The organism is Psychrobacillus mangrovi (assembly GCF_037104765.1).
GTDB classification, from domain to species: Bacteria; Bacillota; Bacilli; order Bacillales_A; family Planococcaceae; genus Psychrobacillus; species Psychrobacillus mangrovi.
Genome location: NZ_JBAWSY010000013.1, coordinates 1 through 15,526, shown reverse-complemented (window position 1 = coordinate 15,526; position 15,526 = coordinate 1). Strand labels below are relative to the sequence as shown.

The 15,526-nt window shown below is 35.5% G+C and carries 16 protein-coding genes; 7 read left to right on the top strand and 9 right to left on the bottom strand.

The annotated features are described in order from the left end of the window. Positions 1-83: 83 nt before the first annotated feature. The 4 genes from WAX74_RS14935 to WAX74_RS14920 all read right to left on the bottom strand — a co-directional run bounded on the left by WAX74_RS14935 (position 84) and on the right by WAX74_RS14920 (position 5,374). Positions 84-2,294, bottom strand: a complete 2,211-nt coding sequence (locus WAX74_RS14935) for a peptidoglycan D,D-transpeptidase FtsI family protein (protein WP_336498465.1) — start codon at positions 2,292-2,294, stop codon at positions 84-86. A 244-nt stretch (positions 2,295-2,538) separates the two neighbouring features. After that, positions 2,539-3,147, bottom strand: coding sequence for a superoxide dismutase (locus WAX74_RS14930; RefSeq protein WP_336498464.1), 609 nt, complete (start codon positions 3,145-3,147; stop codon positions 2,539-2,541). A gap of 116 nt (positions 3,148-3,263) precedes the next feature. Beyond that, positions 3,264-3,743: a DUF456 domain-containing protein gene (locus WAX74_RS14925; RefSeq protein WP_336498534.1), complete on the bottom strand. Its 480-nt coding sequence runs from the start codon at positions 3,741-3,743 to the stop codon at positions 3,264-3,266. Next, positions 3,743-5,374 (bottom strand): Na/Pi cotransporter family protein, encoded by a 1,632-nt coding sequence (locus WAX74_RS14920; RefSeq protein ID WP_336498463.1) that lies wholly within the window; start codon positions 5,372-5,374, stop codon positions 3,743-3,745. The genes WAX74_RS14925 and WAX74_RS14920 overlap by 1 nt, the downstream gene beginning before the upstream one ends. Positions 5,375-5,865: 491 nt before the next feature. Between WAX74_RS14920 and WAX74_RS14915 the strand changes: the two genes are divergently transcribed. From WAX74_RS14915 to WAX74_RS14900, 4 genes are all read left to right on the top strand, one after another. After that, positions 5,866-6,366 carry a DUF1189 family protein gene (locus WAX74_RS14915; protein WP_336498462.1) on the top strand — a complete coding sequence of 167 codons (501 nt, stop codon included), beginning with the start codon at positions 5,866-5,868 and terminating at the stop codon, positions 6,364-6,366. A gap of 47 nt (positions 6,367-6,413) precedes the next feature. Continuing rightward, positions 6,414-6,740, top strand: a complete 327-nt coding sequence (locus WAX74_RS14910) for a hypothetical protein (protein WP_336498461.1) — start codon at positions 6,414-6,416, stop codon at positions 6,738-6,740. An 84-nt stretch (positions 6,741-6,824) separates the two neighbouring features. After that, on the top strand, positions 6,825-7,946 hold the full coding sequence (gene ispG / locus WAX74_RS14905; RefSeq protein WP_336498460.1) for a flavodoxin-dependent (E)-4-hydroxy-3-methylbut-2-enyl-diphosphate synthase: 1,122 nt from the start codon (positions 6,825-6,827) through the stop codon (positions 7,944-7,946). A 13-nt stretch (positions 7,947-7,959) separates the two neighbouring features. Then, complete coding sequence (locus WAX74_RS14900) at positions 7,960-8,538, top strand: 5' nucleotidase, NT5C type (protein WP_336498459.1); 579 nt, start codon at positions 7,960-7,962, stop codon at positions 8,536-8,538. Between the two features lie 545 nt (positions 8,539-9,083). Here the strand turns inward: WAX74_RS14900 and WAX74_RS14895 are convergent. From WAX74_RS14895 to WAX74_RS14885, 3 genes are read right to left on the bottom strand one after another with little or no spacing between them, the layout of a single operon-like run. Further along, positions 9,084-9,494, bottom strand: a complete 411-nt coding sequence (locus WAX74_RS14895) for a Fur family transcriptional regulator (protein WP_336498458.1) — start codon at positions 9,492-9,494, stop codon at positions 9,084-9,086. Then, the gene (locus WAX74_RS14890; RefSeq protein WP_336498457.1) at positions 9,491-10,339 is read right to left on the bottom strand and encodes a metal ABC transporter permease; all 849 of its coding nucleotides are present in this window, start codon (positions 10,337-10,339) and stop codon (positions 9,491-9,493) included. Before WAX74_RS14890 ends, WAX74_RS14895 begins: the two co-directional genes overlap by 4 nt. Beyond that, complete coding sequence (locus WAX74_RS14885) at positions 10,336-11,103, bottom strand: metal ABC transporter ATP-binding protein (RefSeq protein WP_336498456.1); 768 nt, start codon at positions 11,101-11,103, stop codon at positions 10,336-10,338. Before WAX74_RS14885 ends, WAX74_RS14890 begins: the two co-directional genes overlap by 4 nt. Before the next feature lie 103 nt (positions 11,104-11,206). Here WAX74_RS14885 and WAX74_RS14880 point away from each other — a divergent pair, with 103 nt between their 5' ends. After that, positions 11,207-11,473 (top strand): hypothetical protein, encoded by a 267-nt coding sequence (locus WAX74_RS14880; RefSeq protein ID WP_336498455.1) that lies wholly within the window; start codon positions 11,207-11,209, stop codon positions 11,471-11,473. Positions 11,474-11,499: 26 nt separating this feature from the next. Here WAX74_RS14880 and WAX74_RS14875 read toward each other — a convergent pair whose 3' ends face one another. Then, positions 11,500-12,384 carry a deoxyribonuclease IV gene (locus tag WAX74_RS14875; protein ID WP_336498454.1) on the bottom strand — a complete coding sequence of 295 codons (885 nt, stop codon included), beginning with the start codon at positions 12,382-12,384 and terminating at the stop codon, positions 11,500-11,502. A 13-nt stretch (positions 12,385-12,397) separates the two neighbouring features. Continuing rightward, positions 12,398-13,696, bottom strand: a complete 1,299-nt coding sequence (locus tag WAX74_RS14870) for a DEAD/DEAH box helicase (RefSeq protein ID WP_336498453.1) — start codon at positions 13,694-13,696, stop codon at positions 12,398-12,400. Positions 13,697-13,798: 102 nt separating this feature from the next. Here WAX74_RS14870 and vrrA point away from each other — a divergent pair, with 102 nt between their 5' ends. After that, complete coding sequence (gene vrrA / locus WAX74_RS14865) at positions 13,799-14,350, top strand: VrrA/YqfQ family protein (protein WP_336498452.1); 552 nt, start codon at positions 13,799-13,801, stop codon at positions 14,348-14,350. Positions 14,351-14,419: 69 nt separating this feature from the next. Continuing rightward, the gene (locus WAX74_RS14860) at positions 14,420-15,400 is read left to right on the top strand and encodes a 4-hydroxy-3-methylbut-2-enyl diphosphate reductase (protein ID WP_336498451.1); all 981 of its coding nucleotides are present in this window, start codon (positions 14,420-14,422) and stop codon (positions 15,398-15,400) included. The last annotated feature ends 126 nt before the right edge of the window (positions 15,401-15,526 follow it).

Below are 15,526 nucleotides of genomic sequence, written 5' to 3'. Positions count from 1 at the left end.
TAAAAGTTAATGAGACCATTAAAGTTACATTAAATAAAAAAATAGGCCACCCTAATTACATTATTAGGATGACCTGTTTTTATTTAATTATCCGTTTCTTCTTCATCGATTTTTTCATTTGTAAAAGCGGGTTTTATTGTTGGATATAAAGAAGCATCCTCATTTTCCTTTAAAGTACTATTCTTAAGTTGTATTTCAAAATATTTATCAACTAACTCTTTAGCAATAGGAGTAGAAAAATTCGTTTTGTAACTGGACTCTAATGATGCTTGAGGAATTACAAGTGCATATGCAATTTCTGGATTATCAAATGGTGCAAAGCCTATATGCGTTAAGTTTACTGTACTAACATTGCGTTGTGATTTTGGCAATGCGAAATCATGAAAGAAAGATTGAGCAGTCCCAGTTTTTCCTGCACCTTGGTAAGGAGCTGTACCGAACGCAGAACGAGCTGTTCCTTTTGAACCGGAATATACTAGTTTCATTCCTTCACGCATACGATTTATTTCCTCTTGTGTATTATCAACAACATTCAATACATTTGGTGTAAACTCTTTCACTACTTTTCCCATTTGCACACCATCAACTGAAGGTTCTCTAATTTCTTTCACTACTCGAGGCTGTATACGTTTACCACCATTTGCAAGGGTGGAAACAAATTGTGCAAGTTGTAAAGGAGTATACGTATCATATTGTCCAATACTCAAGTCTAAGAGTTGACCATCTTCTACTCCCCCAATGAACCCAGTAACCTCTCCCGGTAAATCTATGCCAGTATATACACCCAATCCTAACTGTGCATATCCATTTCGCATTTTTTGAAATGCCTCCGGTCCAAAATTAATACCTTGATTCTCTACATATGTTCTGCCAGCTAATCCAAAAGCAGTTTTAAACATATATACATTGGAAGAACGTTCAATCGCTTCTAGATCATTTATACGTACTCTACCGGAACGATTAAACACCGAGCTTTTTGGTTTAGACCCTTTAATCCGTATAGGCTCATCTACCAAAATGTCTCCTGGAGATATCACATTTTCACGATATCCTGTTAATATTGTACCAGGTTTTATTGTAGAACCCACTTCATATGCAGTTGTAAAAGCCCCAAATGCATAATCATCTATTTTATACTTTCCTGTTTTAGAATCTTTTACTACTCTTTTTCCAACTAAAGATAATACTTCTCCAGTATATGGATCCATCATAATGAAAAATGCTTTGTCTAAATATTTTGCTGCAGCACCATTTTTAGTTTTTGCTTCAAGAAGCTTTTGTCCCAAAATTTCCTCTTGAGCAAGCTGCACTTCACTATCTATTGCCAAAACTAAATCTTTCCCTGGTTCACCTTCATAAACAGTTTGAATATCTATTACTCGCCCTTTTCCATCTGTAATATTCTTCACAACGCTTTTTTGACCTTGTAAAACATCCTCATATTGCTGTTCAATATAACTCTTACCTACACGGTCATTTCTTGAATAATCTCTAGATAGGAAATAATCTAATCGATCATTTGGAATACCCTCTTTCGGCAACGATGCATTGCCCAATATTGCTAGAGATGAAGTTTTTACTCTACGCCAATCGGTTGTTGTATTAACGCCAGTTAAATTCCCTAATCTTTCGGAAACTCTAGCAAATTCCTCATCTGTAACACCCTCCCCTTTAATAATTTGAGGAGACAATGCATATCCAGCTGCCATTTCACGATAGATCGCAATAATCTCTAGTTCCTCCGGAGAGAATGACTCTAATTCCTTCTCTGGAATCCGACTTCGAGTTAGTCGGTTAATTTGAGCATTTTTTTCTTTTGTTTCTAAATCTTCATTTATCTCTATTTTGTTTCGTTCTTCTTCAGTGACTAACTTTAGAGCTTCATCTGGATATTTGCGAAGCCAAAAATCTTGCAAATCACTTTTAGTAATTCCATCTGTTTCTTTTTCAATTAGTAAACTAAGCTCTTGAGCAATTTTAAACATTTCTTCTGATTTGGTCGTCTGCATTTTAGTATAGGTAATGGCAAGCTGCGGCTCATTGTCCACCATTATTCGTCCTTGACTATCAAAAATACGACCACGAGGTACACTTGTATTTACAGGAACTTCTTCTGTTCGTTCTATAGCCCTTGTATAATCTTCACCTTTGACAATCTGTAGATAGCCTAATCGTAAGATTAATAATGTAAAGAGAATGAAAATAGAAAAGAAAAGAATGTTCATGCGAAATGTAATATTGGCTCTCTGCTTAGCCTTTACACTTTGTGCACGTTTATTAGGAATTTTTCGCATGAGTTTCACCTACTTTTATCAAATTCGCCTTAGCGTTTTATAGCCAAAATTTTGCGTCTGCATTTCCGGATCAATTCCTATACAAAATTTGTAGCTTACACTGAAGGCTTTAGCTTAAAGTTTAAAAATATATCTACATATTAGTGTAACATAAAAAGCACACACTTTTAGACGAAAAAGTGTGTGCCAGGTTTCTTTTTTTATAAAATCTTTTAATGATGCAAAAAGCTAGTAGCAGACTAAATTATTTTGCCGCAGCGTAGCGTTTTGATACTTCATCCCAGTTTACTACGTTCCAGAAAGAACCGATGTAGTCTGGACGACGATTTTGGTAGTTTAAGTAGTAAGCATGCTCCCAAACGTCTAACCCTAATATTGGAGTTTTACCTTCCATGATTGGAGAGTCTTGGTTAGCTGTTGAAGAAATTTCTAATTCTCCATTTGCTACTGATAACCAAGCCCAACCAGAACCAAAGCGTGTTGTTGCTGCTTTAGCGAATTCTTCTTTGAATGCGTCAAAGCTTCCAAATTTAGAATCGATTGCTGTTGCTAATTCACCAGATGGATTTCCTCCACCGTTAGGAGAAAGAAGTTGCCAAAATAATGAGTGGTTAGCATGTCCACCACCATTATTGCGAACTGCAGTTTTGATATCTTCTGGTAATGCATCTAAGTTTGCAATTAACTCTTCAACCGATTTGTTTTCTAAGTCAGCTTTTCCTGAAACCGCATTGTTCAAATTAGTAACGTACGTATTGTGATGTTTAGTGTGATGAATATTCATCGTTTCTTTGTCGATGTGTGGTTCTAGTGCGTCATACGCGTAAGGTAATTCTGGTAATTCATAAGCCATTCTTGTTTCCTCCTAAAGAATATTTTAGAAAATTCTTTCCACGTATTAGCGTATCAAATTAATGAAAAACGTTCAATTAAAAACGCCTCAAATACTTTTCATACTTTTGACTGAGGTTATACGAAAACAATAAAAATGACTAGCATTACAACAAGAATAATTAGTTTAACTATGGATGAAGTAAGGAAACCTATTAAAGAACCGATCCCTGATTTAATTGCTTGTTTTATCCCTTTTCTTGTAACGATTAGCTCTGCTAACACTGCTCCAAGAAAAGGTCCTACTAATATTCCAGCCACGGGAATAACAAACGGACCAACTATTAAACCAATAGTACTTCCCCATAATCCAGCTTTAGTTCCACCAAACCTTTTCACACCAAATGCGTTTGCCACCATATCAGCGCTAAATAATAAAACGACAAATAATAATTGAATGACCCAAAACAACCACGTTAACTCTGAAAACGAGAAAAATAATCCATAAATAATATATCCTAAGATCATAAATACAACGGAAGGAATAATAGGATAAAAAGTTCCTATAAAAGCAATAATAAAACTAGCTATTATTAAAATCCATCCAATAATTTCAATCATATACGTTTACCTAATATGGCATCTGCAATATTTACTGCATGATCGCCAACCCTTTCTAGATTACTTAACATATCAACAAAAATTACGCCTGCATGACCTGTACATAGTCCTTCGTTCAATCTTAGAAAATGATTTTTTCGAAATTGACGCTCCATTCGGTCTATTACATTCTCTTGTTCAGTAACCTCTCTAGCTAATTGATCACTATTTAAATCTAAAGCTTCTATTGCTTTTTTAACCGTATTCATCGTTAGCTCAAACATTTCTGATATGTCCTCCAAAGCGTCCTCTGTTAATTGGAAATGATGTTCGTCTTGATAATCGATCAACTCGATAATATTTTCAAAATGATCACCTATTCTCTCTATATCTCGAACAGTTGCCATTAACATTAAATGCCTATTAGAATCCTGACTGGAAAGCGGTTGGCTTGAAATTTTAATCAAATAATTAATAATCTTTGTATCTAAATGATTTATTGCATCTTCTATTTGATTTGCCTCATCTGCATCATTCTTATTTCTATCTTTTAGATAAGAAAATGTTTTCTCTAGACCTTGTACACTTAGATCACCCATACGAAGAATTTCTTCTTTTGCTTGCCCAATTGCTATGGATGGGGATTCTTCTATGAAATCCTCTTCTAGGTGCTTCGGTTTATACTTAGTATTAAAATCTTCCCCAGGAATTATTTTTGTTAATATAAAGACCCATGCTCCTATAAGCGGAAATTGAAGAACCACATTTACCACATTAAAAGTTCCATGCGCTACCGCAATTTGCATTTTATTTTCGATCGAAAGAGCTTCAGAAATCCATTCAATGTATAAAGTAAATGGCGTTAATAAGATGAGGAAGACTATAGTTCCTACGACATTAAATAATACATGCGATACAGCTGCTCTTTTAGCACTAGCGGATGCACCTAGCGAAGCAAGAATTGCAGTAATAGTTGTCCCGATATTATCCCCATACAAAACTGGTAATGCACCTTTTAAAGTAATTAAATGTTCTGCATAAAATCCCTGTAAAATTGCTACAGCAGCACTAGAACTTTGCAATAATAAAGTCATTACCATTCCCGCTATGACTCCTAATAGAGGATGATTACTTACACTTAATGTAAAATCCGTAAATGAGGAAAGTTGTTGCAATGGACTCATACCACTCATCATTAAATCAAGACCTAAAAATAATCCTCCAAATCCAAAAAGGACTTCTCCAACATTTTGCATCATTTTACGTTTGAAAAAAAAGATTAAGAATGCCCCTGCTCCCATAATAGGTAGCGCATAATCACCAATTTCAATTCCTATAATAAATGCTTTAATCGTAGTACCAATATTAGCACCCATAATAACACCAATTGACTGGCGTAGTGTCATAAATCCTGCACTTATTAAGCCAATGATGATAACAATTGTGCCTGCACTTGATTGGATTAATACAGTAAATAATATTCCAGCTAATACACCCATAAGTGGATTTGTTGTATAACGATCCAGTAAATCTCTTAATCTATCCCCGGCCGTTTTTTGTAAGCCATCCCCCATATATTTAATGGCGAATAAAAATATTCCTAGTCCGCCAAAAAATTCGAACAGCATTTCTTGCCAATTGAGATTCACCTTAATAGTCAACTCCTATTTCGACATATTTCACTTATCTATTATGGTGAATTTATAAAGGAATTGTAAAGAGAATAAAAATATTCTTTCTTTTTTTTATGTTTTTTAACATTCATTGTTGTTTTTCAATGAAAAAATCTATTCATTTAGTGTAATGCCAACCTCACGGACGTGCGCTTGCCGCACGCTACGCATGAGCGAGCCACCGCAGGATAAGTCGGTCGTTTCACTCACTCCTACATCCTGATGACACTAACTGATATAGTTCGTATTCAGTTCATATCAGCAATGATTATAGAATCACGTTTTTGAAACTTTATACTTTTTACTAGTAGATATCTTCGGACAGCGCGAATCCATATGTATGGCATTAACCTGGCTTAGGGATAACAACAGTATCATTTAAAAATGTCTTTTTTTAATTTTATCTGCTGATTATTTTGTTTTTCTGTCTAATGAGGTGATAAAATGTAGAAGAAAGGGTGAATTTGATGAATTTGTTTCAGTTATTTAAAGCAAGCTTGCTTAGTCCTAAAAAAATTGCTGCGTTTCGACTTATTCCAATCGGAAAGGTTATGCAATACATATTTATATACATATTAATCATTACATCGATATCGTTTGTCCAATTTATCAATGGAATGTCGGTTCAACAAGCTAATATGGAAGGCTTATTAGAGTATTTTCAAGAGATAAGATGGTTACTCTATCCTTTTTCTTTTGTTTTTTTATTTGTCTTAAATACATTACTAATTTTTGTACGTATTAGTATTTTAGCTTATGTGGGAGTGATTATCCTCTCTCTTCTAAAAAGAAAAGGTGAATATAGGCACTTGTGGAGAAGTACACTGTTTGCAAGCACTATTCCAATGCTTCTTTCAATTGTGGTCGCGCTTTTTAATATATCAAATGGTTACATTCAATTAGTAATCTATGTGATTACTTTCATTTATCTATTTTTAGCTTGTAAGAATTATCCTATTAAACGTTAATCATAATCTCTCCTTACTCGCATATAGTGGGACAAGGAGGGTTATATATGAAAATATTCTTAGCAACGATCACCATTCTTGTCACACTATATATCATTAAAGTAGATATGTTTGAAGGTACGATTCCTCTTGCATTTTATCCACCAGAAGAATGCGTAGAAACGATGGATTATGTAGCTGTAAAAAAATACCCAGGGGATACTTTATATACGCTTTTTTCTATGTATCCAACTGAAATGGAAATTTCGTTTTCTGAAAGAGAAATGGACTTTTATGAACTGAATCCTCATCTGATCAATCAAACAATTAAAGACGGTGAACTCATTTTTTTACCAATCTATACCCCATCTGAATCTTGCAAAAATGAAAAATAGAGGGTTCTTTCTTGTCTTTTCATTCCTTTCACTGATAAAATGAATGATAGTTATGGCATAAAGCCTCAAGAAGGAGAGAATTTCATGAGTGAATTAATTCATCGTTCCAAAACTCGCCCCGTTCGAGTTGGAAACTTAACAATAGGTGGAAGTAACGAGCTTTTCATCCAAAGTATGACTACAACCAAAACACATGATGTCGAAGCAACAGTTGCCGAGATTCTACGACTCGAAGAAGCAGGTTGCCAAATTGTACGGGTTGCATGTCCAGATGAACGAGCGGCTTATTCAATCGGTGAAATAAAAAAACGTATTAATATCCCACTTGTTGTGGATATACATTTTGATTATAAGCTTGCTCTTATTGCAATTGAGCAAGGTGCAGATAAAATTCGTATTAACCCAGGTAATATTGGACGTAAAGAAAAAGTAGAAGCTGTAGTTAACGCCGCAAAAGCAAAAGGTATTCCAATTCGTATTGGTGTCAACGCTGGTTCGCTTGAAAAGAAAATACTTGAGAAATATGGTTATCCAACTGCGGATGGTATGGTAGAAAGTGCTTTACATCATATTAAAATTCTCGAAGATTTAGATTTTCACGACATCATTGTTTCTATGAAAGCTTCCGATGTTAATTTAGCAATTGAAGCTTATACAAAAGCTTCTCAAGCATTTGACTATCCCCTTCATTTAGGTATCACAGAATCAGGTACCCTATTTGCAGGTTCAATTAAAAGTGCAGCAGGACTTGGTACTTTACTAAGTATGGGTATTGGAAATACATTGCGCGTATCGCTAAGTGCAGATCCAGTTGAAGAGATTAAAGTTGCGCGTGAATTGTTAAAAGTATTTGGTCTTTCATCCAATGCTGCAACGCTTATCTCTTGTCCAACATGTGGACGAATTGAAATTGATTTGATTTCAATCGCAAATGAAGTAGAAGAATACATTTCTCATATTAAAGCACCGATTAAAGTAGCAGTATTAGGCTGTGCAGTTAACGGACCTGGTGAAGCTCGTGAAGCAGATATCGGAATTGCTGGAGCACGAGGAGAAGGTCTGCTATTTAGAAAAGGTAAAACTGTGCGAAAAGTTCCAGAAGAAACAATGGTCGAGGAACTTAAAATTGAAATTGATAAAATTGCAGCTGAATACTTTGAAAAACAAGAATTAGAGAAACAAGAAATAGAAAAACAAGAAGTGTAAGGAGTTAAGCAACATGGTAATCGCTAGATTCGGAATTGATATTGACGGGACAGTAACATGCCCAACTTCTTTACTTCCACATATTAATAATGCCTTTAATTGTAACCTGCAACTGGATGATATAAAAGAATATGACTTAACAAAAGCTTTTCCTGTAGATGAGAAAGAATTTTATGATTGGTTTAAAAAAACAGAATCTATCATTTATGCATCATCTCCGATTCAACCAGATGCACATGCTGTATTGTCTGCTTGGAAAGAAAAATACGAGCTATATTTTATTTCTGCCCGTGGGGAAAATGTGATGGATGTTACACTTAATTGGTTTAAAGAACAAGAATTACTGTACGATCATATTGAATTGATTGGGACACATAACAAAATTGAAACCGCCAGAAAACATGGAGTTCATGCTTTTTTCGAAGATAAGCATGACAACGCCGTAGCAATTCATGAAGAGCTAGATATCCCTGTACTTTTGTTTAACACACCTTACAATCAACAACCAGCTCCAAAAGGAGTTATTCGTGTAAACAATTGGATTGAAGCAAACAACTGGATTGAAAAAGAGTTTGCATTGCAACGAACGTGAAGATTATTCTTCACGTTTTTCTTTTTGAATAAAAGAAAGCATCTCAAAAAATCGAGATGCTAAGACTGTGGACAAACTCTAAGGATTTTTAGTATATCTAGAGTCTTTTTTCTTTTAAAATAAAAATTAGAATAAATAGTATTGGGATTTCCGCTCCAGGGTTTCAGCTTGACCACAAAAGTATTTTTATAAAACGGTTATGAGTAATAATAAATATTCTTAAAGATGTTGCTTTATCCAATTAAAAGTAAAGATAGTGGATATCTATAAGGAATTGTTAATAAGGCAAGGACCACCACGAAGACTCCTGTGGGAACAGCTTGAGCAGAAGACCCCGCAGTTGAGGGGAAGGCAATCTAAGTTCGCCGCATCCTGCGGCAACGATTGCATGACCAACATCCTGTTGGCCTAGGAGGCTGAAGTCAAGCCCACGGAAAGCGAAGTGGTGGTCCTTGCTGGATTTTAATATACAAAAACTTTATGCACCCAAAATTGAGTTTGTCTACAGTCTGAAATCCCGCCAAATATTTATTTGGCAGGATTTATTAATGACATTCTGGACATTTACCGTAGATTTCAAATTTATGGCTTTCAATTTGATAAGCTGGAATAGCATTTTGAAGTACTTCCATTGGACAATAATTTATTTCTTTTATGTTACCACATGACATACATATAAAATGATGATGATGGTGATCCATTTCACATTGCATACGAAAGTTTTTTTCACCACTTAACTCTGTTTCTTCTAAGATTCCAAGGTCCACAAAAGTGCTCAAGTTTCGATAAATTGTATCATAACTCATCCCTGGATGCTCCACCATCATGACATTCAAAATATCCCTCGCTGTAATATACTTCTCTGTTTTCGAGAAAATATCTAATATCTGCTCTCGTTTATCTGTTTTTTTATATCCCTCTTTTTTGAGAATATCCCATGCTCTTTCAATGTTCATTGTGATATTACTCCCTTCGTCGATATCTTTTTCAATGTAATAGTAAGAAGTAGGATGAATATTGACGTAACAACTATAGTACCTCCTGGAGCAATATTTAAATAAAATGCACTTACCAATCCAACGATGACTGCAAGTTCTCCAAATAGTACTGAAAGTATTATTGCTTGCTTAAAACCTTTCGCTATTCTCATAGCAGCAGCCACAGGCAATGTCATAAGGGATGAGACTAAGAGAATACCTACAATTCGCATAGAACCAGCAATAACTAATGCCGTGACAATCATAAACAATACATGAATCCATTTTGCAGGTAACCCAGAGGCTTTGGCATACTCCTCATCAAATGATAGAACAAATAATTCCTTGTAAAATAAAGTTAAAAATACAATAACAACTATTGCAATACTTATAACGATATAAAGATCCTGACTACTAACAGCTGAAACAGAACCAAACAAATAACTGAAAAGATCGGAACTAAATCCTTCAGCAAGAGATATAAAAATAGCACTAAAACCTAGTCCAGCTGACATAATAATGGGAATCGCTAGTTCTTCGTAATGCTTGTACAATCTTCTAAGTCTCTCAATGAAGAGGGAACCTGTCACTGAAGCCACAATACCAAGATATAGGGGGTTAAGTAACGCCAGAGCACCTATCGATTGGCTTAAATAAAGACTTCCGGCTATACCTGCCAAAGTTACATGACTAAGAGCATCTGCTATTAAAGAAAGCCTTCTAACAACAATAAACACTCCTAGCAATGGAGCAATAATTCCTATAATTAAACCGGAAGTAAAGGCATTTTGTAAAAATTGATATTGGAATAATGATTCAATCATATTTGACCCTCGTTTCGGTGGTTCACTTTTCGTACTGAATGGCCATACCAGGCCTCCAATTGCTCATCACTCATCGAATCCATTTCATTTTGATATCCATGAAAATGAATTGTTTGATTGAGACATGCAACATGGCTAATGCTCTTCGAAACAGCATCCACATCATGTGTAACTAAAACTATCGTAATTTGGTGTTCCCGATTTAAATGAGATAACATATGATAAAATGAGCGAACATTTTTACTATCCACTCCTACAGTTGGTTCATCTAAAATCAAGATTTTTGGATCGCTAACTAAAGCTCTAGCTATAAAAACACGTTGTTGCTGCCCACCGGATAAATCTCCAATATTTTTTTTTGAAAACTTTTCCATACCTACCGAAGTAAGAGCTTCCTTAACCTTACTCTGCGTATTTTTAGGGTAAGAACGAAATATTCCAGCTTTTTTAACTAACCCGCTTTGTACCACTTCTTCTACTGTCGCTGGAAAACCAGTATTAAAAGCGTTTGACTTTTGAGAAACATATCCTATTAATTCTTTTTCTTTAAACAAAGGAACCGGCTTACCAAAAAGTAATACCTCCCCTTTTGTAGGCTTTAAAAGGCCAAGAATAATTTTAAGAAGAGTTGACTTTCCAGATCCATTAGGGCCAATAATAGCTAAAAAGTCTCCTTCTTCAATTTTTAAAGAAATATTTTTTAAAGCTTCAGTTTGTTCATATTGATAAAAAACATTTTGTAACTGAATTAAGGGATTACTCATCTTTTTTCCTCTATTCTAATTAATAATCATTACGATTTACAAAGTTAAAGTATAGAGGAAAATAGAGAAAGTGTAAATAATTTTATCTTGAGAGGATGTTTGAATGGATATTGCAAGGTTTATTAATGAATTGCAAACTAGTTCGATAAAAGATTTTAAAAAAATACTTAAGGGATTTGACATTCAGTTATCAGATAAAGAGATCAAAGAAGTATATCCACTTCTTCAGGAAATCTCATTAAGCTGGCTCTTACTCGGAGTCCCTATGACTACTCAACAAAAGTTAATCAGTATATTAGGTGAGCAAAGAGCTATTGACTTATTTTATCAATTAAAAGAAAAAGCCCCCTCATTTTTACGTGAAAATTGAGGGCGCTACTTTTTTAGTGAAATATTTTATCTTAAAGCATCGATTGCATCTGGGGTAAAAGCCTTTGAACGAAGCATATCAATTTCAACTTTATATGGTGCTTGTTTTGATTTTGCATCTACTCCTACAAATGGAGTTTCTAGTATTTTAGGTAAATGCATCAATTGAGGATGGTGCACAATGTACTGTAGTGCCTCGAACCCAATTTCACCAAAACCTATGTTTTCGTGTCTATCTTTTGCAGCACCACGAACATTTTTACTATCATTGATATGAAGTACTTTTAGACGGTCTAGTCCAATAATTTTATCGAATTCATTTAACACACCATCAAAATCATTCACAATATCGTAACCTGCATCATGAATATGGCAAGTGTCTAAACAAATTGAAATTCGGTGATTGTTAACAACACCATCAATAATTTGAGCTAATTCTTCAAAAGTCCGACCGCACTCTGATCCTTTTCCTGCCATTGTTTCGAGTGCAATTTGTACCGATTCTTCTTGAGTCAATACCTCGTTTAAACCCTCTACGATTTTAGCAATGCCAGCATCTGCTCCTGCTCCCACATGAGCCCCAGGGTGCAATACAATTTGTGTTGCACCAATTGCAGCTGTTCTCGTCACTTCTTTTTGTAGAAACTCTACACCTAATGCAAATGTTTCAGGTTTTGTCGTATTACCTAAATTAATAATATATGGAGCATGTACAACAATATTAGATATGTCATTCTCGTTCATATGTTGTAACCCTGCTTCAATATTCAATTCCTCAATTGGTTTTCGGCGAGTATTTTGTGGTGCACCTGTGTAAATCATAAATGTATTTGCACCGTATGAAGCTGCTTCTTTGCTTGAAGCAAGAAGCATTTCTTTACCACTCATGGAAACATGTGAACCTAAAAGCAACGGAAAAGCCCCCTTATTTTTTACGATTTTTTATACGTCTTTCTTTCTTTTTAATTTTATCCATTTCCCATTTCATATTTCGTTTATAGCCGGGTTTCACCTTTTTAGGCTTGCGAACCATTGCCTTTGCTTTTGCATCAATCTCATTTTCATTTTTCGTACGGTTTTTACGAGCATGTCTTTCCTTTAAATCTGACCATTCCCCGTTAATAACATCCTTGTGCACTAAAGGTATGCCCATTTTTTCAATACGGACTAATGCATCTTCATCCGAAGGTTCATATAATGTTATTGCGATACCAGTTAAGCCTGCACGTGCAGTTCTTCCTACACGGTGGACGAAAAACTCTAGATCATCTGGTATCTCATAGTTAATAACATGACTTACACCAGGTATATCGATTCCACGGGCAGCAAGATCTGTTGCAACGATATATTGATACTCTAGATCGTGTATCTGTTTCATCACTCGCTTACGATCACGTGGTGAAATATCACCATGAATAACTCCTACCTTTACACCGTGGCCTTGAAGATAATTTGCAACCTCGTCCGCATTTTGCTTCGTGTTAGCGAATATAATAGCTAGGTAAGGATTTATGCCTTCCAAAACATCCAGTAATCGTTTCTTTCTAGATTTACTTCGTACCGGTGTAACGATAAAATCAATACCCTCTGCTACTGGTCGCTTATCACCAATTTTTATATGGATCGGTGAATCCATATATTTTTTCAAAAACGGTTGTAATTTTTCAGGTATAGTAGCTGAAAAAACAAACATCTCCAGTTGTTCTGGCATACGTGAAGCAAATTGATCAATTTCATTGATGAAACCTAAATCAAATGCTAAATCCGCTTCATCTACTACTAAAATGTTTGCAGTATGAACTAGCAATGCCTGTTCAACAGTTAGATCACGTATTCGACCAGGTGTACCAACGACAATATGTGGTTGTGTTTTTAATTTTTCAATAGAACGAGCTTTATCTGTTCCACCTATAAATAATTTTGTTTGGATTTCAGTTCCGTCAACCAGCTTATTTAACTCATTATAAATTTGTGTTGCAAGCTCTCTTGTCGGAGATGTAATAATTGCTTGTACTTCGTGTTTACTAGCATCTATTTTTTCAACAATTGGAATCAAAAAACTATGGGTTTTACCTGTTCCTGTGTGTGCTTGACCAATAGCACTTTTCCCTTTTAAAACTAAAGGAATAATTTCTTTTTGAATTGGCGTTGGTTCTTGAAAGCCTAGTTTTTCAATTGCATTTTGTAAAAAAGGCTGAAAATTATAATCTGTATATTTGGACATTTGAGTCCCTCCCTCACATTTCTTTATTGTACCACGATTGTACATAAAACGTATAATTTGCATAGAATAGAAGGACTCACTTTGATGAAAGGAGATGATTAAATGCGCTATGAGTCTTTTTATCCGTTTTCACAAAACAGAGCAAATAATTTTTTTAATTTTAATAGTCCACCACCTGCAAATTCTCCTACTCCAACACAAAATGCTTTTGGTTTTGGAATGCCTGCCAATCAACCAGGAACACAGCCAAACAATTTCTTACAAGGAGTACTCGGAAGCTTACAGCAAAGAGGTTCAGGAGGACCAGGGGGATTTGGAGGACGGGGCAATTTAGGTGGCCAAGGTGGATTTCCACAAGGACCTCCTGGAAATAGAACAACGTCTTACTTACAAACTGCAGATAAATTTTTATCAACAGCTCAACAGCTTACGCCTATGGTAAGACAATATGCGCCGATGCTTCAAAATGTGCCTGCTCTTTGGAGACTTTATCGAGGAATCCAATCGGCTCCTAACGCCACCGCTACAGCAACAAATGTAAGTGCTGCTAGTGCCCCTTCCGTTGCTGGTGCAGCTCGGGCTGCCACTTCCGCTACTACAAATGCAAATACAACTGGAGCTTCTTTACCTAGAATATTCCAGCCGCCAATTTAATGTTTTGAATTCATGTAAGAGCTCCGCTATAATATGAGTATGCTCGTATTGAAGGGAGTTCTTTCAAAAATGATTGTACAAAAAATTTCGCCAAGAGGATATTGTTATGGGGTAGTTGATGCAATGGTTATCGCACGGAATGCAGCGTTAGATACATCCCTTCCTCGGCCAATATATATTTTAGGAATGATTGTTCATAACAAACATGTAACAGACGCTTTTGAACAAGACGGTATTATTACCTTAGATGGGGAAAATCGTTTAGATATTCTCTCTAAAGTGGATAAAGGAACTGTTATCTTTACCGCTCATGGTGTATCACCGGAAGTAAAAGAGCTTGCACGAAAAAAAGGATTGGTTTCGATTGATGCAACTTGTCCAGATGTAACTGTTACTCATGATCTAATTAGAGAAAAAACGGCTGAAGGCTATGACATTATTTATATTGGTAAAAAAGGTCATCCTGAGCCAGAAGGGGCTATTGGTGTAGCACCTACACGTGTACATCTTGTGCAAACTTTAGAGGATATCGAAAATTTACAAATAAAAACGGATAAATTGCTTGTAACCAACCAAACAACAATGTCTCAATGGGATGTTGTACATTTGATGGAAAAATTAGAAGACAAATTTCCACATATTGAGATTCATAAAGAAATTTGCCTTGCTACACAAGTGAGACAAGAAGCAGTTGCGGAACAAGCGGGAGAAGCAGAGTTATTAATAGTTGTTGGTGATCCAATGAGTAATAACTCTAATAGATTGACACAAGTTTCGGAGGAAATTGCAGGTACTCCTTCTTATCGTATTGGAGATGTATCGGATCTGAAGCTTGAATGGTTAGAGAATATTAATCACGTTGCAGTGACAGCTGGTGCTTCCACTCCTACTCCAATTGTTAAAGAAGTTATTCAGTTTTTAGAAAAATATGATCCAAACGATCCTTCTACTCATGATACAACAAAGAATGTATTACCAGGGAAAATTCTACCGAAGATTAAAGTTCCTAAACCAGTGGATCGTATTGAGCCGTACCCAATATCTGAGTAAATCGAGTAGAGGGAGAATAAGTTAACTTATTTTCGCCCCTCTCACAACACCGTACGTACGGTTCTCGTATACGGCGTTTCAATTTATATTACAGTGTGTACTTCTAAGTAACGTTCTAAAGCAGAG

Excerpts from the sequence above, each read along its gene's own strand:
- WAX74_RS14935 (WP_336498465.1), bottom strand. The coding sequence starts at position 2,294 with ATGCGAAAAATTCCTAATAAACGTGCACAAAGTGTAAAGGCTAAGCAG.
- WAX74_RS14930 (WP_336498464.1), bottom strand. The coding sequence starts at position 3,147 with ATGGCTTATGAATTACCAGAATTACCTTACGCGTATGACGCACTAGAA.
- WAX74_RS14915 (WP_336498462.1), top strand. The coding sequence starts at position 5,866 with ATGAATTTGTTTCAGTTATTTAAAGCAAGCTTGCTTAGTCCTAAAAAA.
- WAX74_RS14910 (WP_336498461.1), top strand. The coding sequence starts at position 6,414 with ATGAAAATATTCTTAGCAACGATCACCATTCTTGTCACACTATATATC.
- ispG (WP_336498460.1), top strand. The coding sequence starts at position 6,825 with ATGAGTGAATTAATTCATCGTTCCAAAACTCGCCCCGTTCGAGTTGGA.
- WAX74_RS14900 (WP_336498459.1), top strand. The coding sequence starts at position 7,960 with ATGGTAATCGCTAGATTCGGAATTGATATTGACGGGACAGTAACATGC.
- WAX74_RS14895 (WP_336498458.1), bottom strand. The coding sequence starts at position 9,494 with ATGAACATTGAAAGAGCATGGGATATTCTCAAAAAAGAGGGATATAAA.
- WAX74_RS14890 (WP_336498457.1), bottom strand. The coding sequence starts at position 10,339 with ATGATTGAATCATTATTCCAATATCAATTTTTACAAAATGCCTTTACT.
- WAX74_RS14885 (WP_336498456.1), bottom strand. The coding sequence starts at position 11,103 with ATGAGTAATCCCTTAATTCAGTTACAAAATGTTTTTTATCAATATGAA.
- WAX74_RS14880 (WP_336498455.1), top strand. The coding sequence starts at position 11,207 with ATGGATATTGCAAGGTTTATTAATGAATTGCAAACTAGTTCGATAAAA.
- WAX74_RS14870 (WP_336498453.1), bottom strand. The coding sequence starts at position 13,696 with ATGTCCAAATATACAGATTATAATTTTCAGCCTTTTTTACAAAATGCA.
- vrrA (WP_336498452.1), top strand. The coding sequence starts at position 13,799 with ATGCGCTATGAGTCTTTTTATCCGTTTTCACAAAACAGAGCAAATAAT.
- WAX74_RS14860 (WP_336498451.1), top strand. The coding sequence starts at position 14,420 with ATGATTGTACAAAAAATTTCGCCAAGAGGATATTGTTATGGGGTAGTT.